Source organism: Streptomyces sp. NPDC001890, from assembly GCF_042891445.1.
Lineage (GTDB): Bacteria > Actinomycetota > Actinomycetes > Streptomycetales > Streptomycetaceae > Streptomyces.
The window spans coordinates 1,355,460-1,362,861 of record NZ_JBIATE010000001.1; the positions used below are offsets into that span (position 1 = coordinate 1,355,460).

The 7,402-nt window shown below is 68.6% G+C and carries 9 protein-coding genes; 5 read left to right on the forward strand and 4 right to left on the reverse strand.

All coding sequences use genetic code 11. From position 1 onward, the window contains the following. Nucleotides 1-19: 19 nt before the first annotated feature. Nucleotides 20-805: a hypothetical protein gene (locus tag ACFYY1_RS06000; protein ID WP_388581375.1), complete on the reverse strand. Its 786-nt coding sequence runs from the start codon at nucleotides 803-805 to the stop codon at nucleotides 20-22. A gap of 142 nt (nucleotides 806-947) precedes the next feature. Between ACFYY1_RS06000 and ACFYY1_RS06005 the strand changes: the two genes are divergently transcribed. The 4 genes from ACFYY1_RS06005 (at nucleotide 948) to ACFYY1_RS06020 (ending at nucleotide 4,199) form a co-directional block, all read left to right on the forward strand. Then, nucleotides 948-1,745, forward strand: a complete 798-nt coding sequence (locus ACFYY1_RS06005; protein ID WP_388581378.1) for an ABC transporter ATP-binding protein — start codon at nucleotides 948-950, stop codon at nucleotides 1,743-1,745. 120 nt (nucleotides 1,746-1,865) lie between these two features. Next, nucleotides 1,866-2,294 (forward strand): NfeD family protein, encoded by a 429-nt coding sequence (locus ACFYY1_RS06010; protein ID WP_388581381.1) that lies wholly within the window; start codon nucleotides 1,866-1,868, stop codon nucleotides 2,292-2,294. Nucleotides 2,295-2,440: 146 nt separating this feature from the next. Further along, on the forward strand, nucleotides 2,441-3,370 hold the full coding sequence (locus ACFYY1_RS06015) for an SPFH domain-containing protein (protein WP_093895790.1): 930 nt from the start codon (nucleotides 2,441-2,443) through the stop codon (nucleotides 3,368-3,370). A gap of 61 nt (nucleotides 3,371-3,431) precedes the next feature. Continuing rightward, on the forward strand, nucleotides 3,432-4,199 hold the full coding sequence (locus ACFYY1_RS06020; protein ID WP_388581386.1) for a sulfite exporter TauE/SafE family protein: 768 nt from the start codon (nucleotides 3,432-3,434) through the stop codon (nucleotides 4,197-4,199). Nucleotides 4,200-4,260: 61 nt separating this feature from the next. Here the strand turns inward: ACFYY1_RS06020 and ACFYY1_RS06025 are convergent, their stop codons facing one another. The 3 genes from ACFYY1_RS06025 to ACFYY1_RS06035 form a co-directional block, all read right to left on the reverse strand. Beyond that, nucleotides 4,261-4,767, reverse strand: a complete 507-nt coding sequence (locus ACFYY1_RS06025) for an HNH endonuclease (RefSeq protein ID WP_266421215.1) — start codon at nucleotides 4,765-4,767, stop codon at nucleotides 4,261-4,263. 166 nt (nucleotides 4,768-4,933) lie between these two features. Continuing rightward, complete coding sequence (locus tag ACFYY1_RS06030; protein WP_266736311.1) at nucleotides 4,934-5,464, reverse strand: YbhB/YbcL family Raf kinase inhibitor-like protein; 531 nt, start codon at nucleotides 5,462-5,464, stop codon at nucleotides 4,934-4,936. A 51-nt stretch (nucleotides 5,465-5,515) separates the two neighbouring features. After that, nucleotides 5,516-6,298: a sporulation protein gene (locus tag ACFYY1_RS06035; protein ID WP_376427696.1), complete on the reverse strand. Its 783-nt coding sequence runs from the start codon at nucleotides 6,296-6,298 to the stop codon at nucleotides 5,516-5,518. A gap of 73 nt (nucleotides 6,299-6,371) precedes the next feature. On the opposite strand from ACFYY1_RS06035, the gene ACFYY1_RS06040 reads away from it, so the two are divergent. Further along, complete coding sequence (locus ACFYY1_RS06040) at nucleotides 6,372-7,013, forward strand: DNA-3-methyladenine glycosylase (protein ID WP_388581389.1); 642 nt, start codon at nucleotides 6,372-6,374, stop codon at nucleotides 7,011-7,013. The last annotated feature ends 389 nt before the right edge of the window (nucleotides 7,014-7,402 follow it).

The window sequence follows — 7,402 nt, forward strand, 5'->3', positions numbered from 1 at the left end:
CGATCCGCCCCGGCAGGCCCTACCGCCCCCGCTCGCGCTCCTCCACATACGCGTTGTACGCGGCGACCTGCGCCCGCCGGGCCACCCGCTCCACCGGCCGCAGCGCCTCACCCCGGGCCGCGATCTCCGAAGCGCTCACCGCGCCGCCGTGCCCGTTCTCGTACGCCACCGAGATCAGCAGCCCCACCCGCTGCGCCAGCTCCAGCACCCGCACCGCCCGCGGCGGATACCCCGGAGCCAGCACCTCGCGGCCCCGCTCCGCCCGCGCCCGGTACGCGTCCACCGCAGCCTCGGCCACCGGCCCCGAACCGGCCACATCCAGCCGCGACAGCACCGCCGTCGCGTCCCGCAACGCCTCGGCGAGCTCCCGCTCCGCCTCGCCCAGCGACGGCACATCGGCCGGCGGCGCCTCCCGCACCGGCAGACAACGCCACACCACCTCGATGTGCAGATCCCCGGCCGGCCCCACCTCGTGCACCTCGGGAATCAGCCCGTACGGTGCCCCGAAGGCCACCACCGCCTCCTCGGCCTCCAGCGCCCGCGCGTTGAAGTCCGGCGGACCGCTCAGCCCCAGCGGATGACCGGGCGCCGGCAGCGCCACCCGGAAACCCGTCACCCCCAGACTCCGCAACCGCCCGAGCGCCAGCGTGAGCCCGACCGGCCCCGCCTCGCCCGGCAGTCCCTCCACGCGGTGCACCGCGTCCTCCCCGACAATGGCGAGCGCCGCCTCGTCCGGCGACACCAGTCCCGCCAGAAGCGCGTTTCCCCAAGCGGCCAACAGCCCTGAGCGTGGTTCCGAAAGCATGGGAACACCCTAGGGAACGAGCCCGGGGCCTGTCCTCACTCGGGCCCAGCGCCGGGAGCACTCGCGCGGTGGCGTAGATTTCCCTGGGAGCTGTGCCCACAGGTACCGACGATCTCGACACTGCATGGGGAGACAACGCGCCATGAGCGATGTACTGGAGCTGGTGGACGTATCCGTGGTCCGCGACGGACGCGCTCTGGTGGACGACGTCTCCTGGTCGGTCAAGGAGGGGGAGCGCTGGGTCATCCTCGGCCCCAACGGCGCCGGCAAGACCACCCTGCTCAACATCGCCTCCAGCTACCTCTTCCCGAGCACCGGCACCGCCAAGGTCCTCGGCGAGCAGCTCGGCGGCGTCGGCACCGACGTCTTCGAGCTCCGCCCCCGCATCGGCATCGCGGGCGTCGCCATGGCCGAGAAGCTGCCCCGGCGCCAGACCGTGCTGCAGACGGTGCTCACCGCCGCGTACGGCATGACCGCCACCTGGCACGAGAACTACGAAGCCGTCGACGAGGAGCGCGCCCGCGCCTTCCTCGACCGGCTCGGCATGACCGAGTACCTCGACCGGAAGTTCGGCACCCTCTCCGAGGGCGAGCGCAAGCGCACCCTGATCGCCCGCGCCATGATGACCGACCCCGAACTGCTGCTCCTCGACGAGCCGGCGGCGGGACTCGACCTCGGCGGCCGCGAGGACCTGGTCCGCCGCCTGGGCCGGCTGGCACGCGACCCGTACGCCCCCTCCATGGTCATGGTCACCCACCATGTCGAGGAGATCGCCCCCGGCTTCACCCACGTCCTGATGATCCGCCAGGGCAAGGTGCTCGCCGCGGGCCCCATGGAGACCGAACTCAGCTCCCGCAACCTCTCCCTCTGCTTCGGCCTGCCGCTCGTCGTCGAGCGCACCGGCGACCGCTACACGGCCCACGGCCTGCCGCTCTCGTAGGTACGGCCCGCCGCTCTCCCGGGCACGACCGGCGACGACTTCCGGCCCGAAGGGCCCAACGGGCCGAGCGGCCTGCCTGCGCCCTGTCCGCGAGGGCGTTCGCGGTTCTACCATGACCACGTGGACATCGACGCGTGGGTGTGGTGGCTGATCGGCGCGGTGGGACTGGGCATCCCACTCGTCATGACCGCGATGCCCGAGTTCGGCATGTTCGCCGTCGGAGCGGTCGCAGCGGCAGTCGTCGCGGCACTCGGCGGCGGCATCGTGGCCCAGGTACTGGTGTTCGTCGTGGTCTCGGTGGCGCTCATCGCCGTGGTCCGCCCCATCGCCGCCAGACACCGCGACGACCGGCCCCAACTCGCCACCGGCATCGATGCGCTGAAAGGCCGTCAGGCCGTCGTCCTGGAACGGGTCGACGGCAGCGGCGGCCGGATCAAACTGGCCGGGGAGGTCTGGTCCGCCCGCGCACTCGACGAGGGCCAGAGCTTCGAACCCGGCCAACAGGTCGATGTCGTCGACATCGACGGAGCTACGGCAGTCGTCATGTGACCGAACCACCCACAAGGCAGAGCGCGTTCTGTCAGACTCGAAGTCGATCATCATGAGATCGGGGCCGGCCCGACAGCCGGTCCCTCCCGCGACCTCGACCTCGATCATCGCGATCCGTCGGCAACCGAAGGGCAACGAGGAACACGATGCAACCGATCATCATCGTTCTGATCATTCTGGTGGTGCTCGTCTTCATCGCCCTGATCAAGACGATCCAGGTCATCCCGCAGGCCAGCGCCGCCATCGTGGAGCGCTTCGGCCGCTACACCCGCACGCTCAACGCGGGCCTGAACATCGTCGTTCCATTCATCGACTCCATCCGCAACCGCATCGACCTCCGTGAACAGGTCGTGCCTTTCCCGCCCCAGCCGGTGATCACCCAGGACAACCTGGTCGTCAACATCGACACCGTCATCTACTACCAGGTGACCGACGCGCGGGCCGCGACCTACGAAGTCGCCAGCTACATCCAGGCGATCGAGCAGCTCACCGTCACCACCCTCCGCAACATCATCGGTGGCATGGACCTGGAGCGGACCCTGACCTCCCGCGAGGAGATCAACGCGGCCCTGCGCGGCGTCCTCGACGAGGCCACCGGCAAGTGGGGCATCCGGGTCAACCGCGTGGAGCTCAAGGCGATCGAACCGCCCACCTCCATCCAGGACTCGATGGAGAAGCAGATGCGCGCCGACCGCGACAAGCGCGCCGCGATCCTCCAGGCCGAAGGAACGCGCCAGTCCGCGATCCTCACCGCGGAGGGCGAGAAGCAGTCCGCGATCCTGCGCGCCGAGGGTGAGGCCAAGGCATCGGCCCTGCGCGCCGAGGGCGAGGCCCAGGCGATCCGTACGGTCTTCGAGTCCATCCACGCCGGCGACCCGGACCAGAAGCTCCTCTCGTACCAGTACCTCCAGATGCTCCCGAAGATCGCCGAGGGCGACGCCAACAAGCTCTGGATCGTGCCCAGCGAGATCGGTGACGCCCTCAAGGGCCTCAGCGGCGCCTTCGGCAACCTCGGCAACGGCGCCCCCGGGTTCGACACGGGCAAGGAGCGCCGGGAACAGCCCCCGGTCGACTGACGCGTACACGCCCCGTGCATGATCAGTGCACCAAGCACCGATCACGCACGGGGGATCCGCAATGAACATCTGGGAGATGCTCGCCGTCTTCGCCGCGGGCATCAGCGCCGGCACGATCAACACGATCGTCGGCTCGGGAACGCTGATCACCTTCCCCGTGCTGCTCGCCACCGGTCTTCCCCCGGTCACGGCGACCGTCTCCAACGCCCTCGGCCTGATCCCCGGTTCCGTCAGCGGTGCCATCGGCTACCGCGAGGAGCTCAAGGGACAGGGTCGCCGCGTCCTCAAGCTCGCCGTCGGCGCCCTCATCGGCGGCCTCACCGGTGCCACCCTGCTGCTGGCCCTGCCCTCCACGGCCTTCGAGACGATCGTGCCGATACTGGTGGCCCTGGCTCTCGTCCTGGTCATCCTGCAACCACGCATCAGCAAAGCGGTCCAGCGCCGACGCGACCACAGCGGCACCCCCGCCCACCCCGACGGCGGACCGCTCCTGTTCGTCGGGCTGATGCTCGCCAGTGTCTACGGCGGCTACTTCACCGCCGCCCAGGGGATCATCTACCTCTCCCTGATGGGCATGCTGCTCGACGACACCATGCAGCGCCTCAACGCTGTCAAGAACGTCCTGGCGGCCGTCGTCAACAGCATCGCCGCGCTCTTCTTCCTCTTCGTCGCGGACTTCGACTGGACGGCCGTCGTACTGATCGCGGTCGGCTCCGCGCTGGGCGGCCAGATCGGCGCCAGGATAGGCCGCCGCCTCAGCCCCACCGTCCTGCGCGTCCTCATCGTCGCGGTCGGCACGGTCGCCATCGTCCAGCTGCTGCTCCGCTGACACCCGGAAGCCCGCCTCCCCCCGGAGACGGGCTTCCACCACGACGAAGTACGTACGCCGATTACGCCGCGGCGCGGTCCAGCCACTCCGGCAGCTCCGACCGCTCACCGGCACCCAGCGCCAGCAGCATCGCCTGCGCCGGCGACGGTACGAACGGCTGACGCAGCAGCGGCATCCCCGCCTGCTCCGGCGTCCGGGCCGCCTTGCGGTGATTGTCCTCGGCACAGGACGCCACCGTGTTGAGCCAGGTGTCCTGACCACCCTGGGCGCGCGGCACGACATGGTCGACGGTGCTCGCCCGCCGCCCGCAGTACGCGCACCGGTGCTGGTCCCGTATCAGCACACCCCTCCGGGACCACGGGGCATGTCTTCGGAACGGCACCCGTACGTACCGGCAGAGCCTGATCACCCGGGGCACCGGAATGTCCACGGCGGCACCACGCATGCGGAGATCGGGATGCGACTGCTCGACGACGGCCTTGTCCTGCAGAATCAGCACCACCGCACGGTTCAGCGTCACCGTCGACAGCGGCTCGAAGCTCGCGTTCAGTACCAGCGTGTCCCGCATCTCGCCCACCTCCCGTGTGCCGCCCGCCCCCTGGCAGGCCCGGATCAACTCTGGCCGGGCGGGCCGTGATGGACAACGCAATAAAAATGCCCTGCCCTGATCTCTCCAGGACCAGGGCAGGGCAAACAGCAGGGGAACTCCGGGTTCACCCAGTACCAGGCCAGTACTAGGCGGGACCGGTGTACTCACCGATCAGCTGAGCACGGCCCAGCGTGTGGAACCGAAGATTGAACCCGACGACCGCGGGTGACGCATCGCTGTCGACACCCAGCTTCTCGGTGTCCACCGCGTACACCGTGAACACGTAGCGGTGGTTCTCGCCGGCCGGCGGCGCGGCACCGCCGAACTCCTTCGACCCGTAGTCGTTGCGGACCTGCACGGCACCGGCGGGCAGCCCCTCGAACTTCCCGCTGCCCGCACCGGCCGGCAGCTCCGTGACCGACGCCGGGATGTCGAAGACCACCCAGTGCCAGAACCCGCTGCCGGTAGGAGCATCGGGGTCGAAGCAGGTCACGGCGAAACTCTTGGTCTGCGCCGGGAACGCCTCCCACCGCAGCTGCGGCGAGGTGTTCCCGGCCGCGAACACCTGAGCGTCCGCCAGCACGGCGCCGGGGGCGAGATCCTCGCTCACCACCGTGAACGACGGCACCTCCGGATGGAAGTCGTGCGGCAGCGGCGCCCTCTTCGGCTCGGTCACGTCAGCACCTCTCCTGATCGCTTTCTGCTGTCGGTGGATCTTCCACCGACCCTAGAGCCAGTTGCGCTGACCGCCGACCTGCGCCAGCCACTGATTGAGGTATGCCGCCCAGTCGGTCCCCTGGAAGTCGTTCAGCCCGACCTTGAAGGAGCGGTACGAGTCGCTGCCCTCGCTGAAGAGCCCCGGCTTCTTGTCCATCTCCAGGACGACATCCATCTCGCGGTCGTCGGCGACGAACGTCAGCTCCACCTGGTTCAGCCCGCGGTACTGCTGCGGCGGGAAGAACTCGATCTCCTGGTAGAACGGCAGCCGCTGACGCGTACCGCGAATGTGACCGCGCTCCATGTCCGCGCTGCGGAATCCGAAGCCGAGCTGTCCGAAGGCGTCGAGAATGGCCTGCTGGGCCGGCAGCGGGTGCACATTGATCGGGTCCAGGTCGCCCGAGTCGAGCGCCCGCGCGATCTCCAGCTCCGTGGTCACGCCGATGTTCATGCCGTGCAGATGCTGACCGGCGAACATCGTTATCGGCGTCTCCCACGGAATTTCGAGCCCGAAGGGTACGACGTGCACGGCACCGGCCCGCACCTCGAACGCGCCACCGAGCTGCAGCTTGGTGAACTCGATGTCCTGCTTGGTCTCCGTGTCCTGGCCCTCGACCTCGACCCGGGCCTGCAGCCCCACGGAAAGTCCCTCGATCTGCTGATCCACGGAACCGCCCTGGATCCGCACCTCGCCCTGGACGACCCCGCCCGGTACGACGTTGAGCTCGGAAAGCTCGGTCTCCACCGAAGCGCCACCGGCACCCAGACTGGCGAGCAGCCGCTTGAAGCCCATATTTACTCCTCCTTGGTCCTGACCCCTACATACGCGCAACGACCGTAGTCGGTTCCCGGTACCCTCGACCGCCATGATCGTGGGCTTGGACCGTACGCCGCTGACGCGCGACTTCTTCGACCGCCCCGTACTGGAAGTGGCACCCGACCTCCTGGGCCGGACCCTGGTGCGGGCCACACCGGACGGACCCATCGAGCTGCGCCTGACCGAGGTGGAGGCGTACGCCGGTGAGATCGACCCCGGATCGCACGCCTTCAGAGGCCGCACCGCACGCAACGGCGTCATGTTCGGACCGCCCGGCCACGCGTACGTCTACTTCACCTACGGCATGTGGCACTGCCTCAACCTGGTGTGCGGCCCCGAGGGCAGGGCGAGCGGGGTCCTGCTCCGCGCCGGCGACATCCAGGTCGGCGCCGAACTCACCCGCGAACGTCGAAACTCGGCCCGCAACGACAAGGAACTGGCCAAAGGCCCGGCCCGCCTGGCCACCGCCCTCGACGTCGACCGAACCCTGAACGGCACCGACGCCATCGCCCATCCCGGCGCCGCGCTGTCCGTACTGCACGGCACCCCACCACCACGTGACCAGGTACGCAACGGCCCCCGCACCGGAGTGGGCGGCGACGGCGCCACACATCCCTGGCGCTTCTGGATCGACGGGGACCCCACGGTGAGCCCCTACAGGGCCCATGTGCCCCGTCGCCGCGCAACTTGACTCGCCCTTGAAGGATCCCTAATGTAGTCCGAGCCGCTTGAAACGGGTGCTGCTGTCGATGAGGTCCATCGGACCCCATCCGAGCATCCCGGAGCGGCCAACCACTACCTACGAATCACCCTGGCGGGTGCGAATTCGGCATGCCGTAATTCAATCCCTTTCGCCTCGATTATGAGTCGCCAAGGGAATCGGCTAATGTAGTGGACACGCCGAAAGGCAAGGCCCCTCCAAAGGCCACCGGAATTCAAATTCGGACCGGAAACGGAACGAAAAAGAGTCTGGTAAGGTTGGAACCGCCGGAAAGGGAAACGCGAAAGCGAAGAACTGGAAAGCGAAAAGCAGGATCCCGCTTCGACCGGGAATCGGACACGAAAGAGTCTGATAGAGTC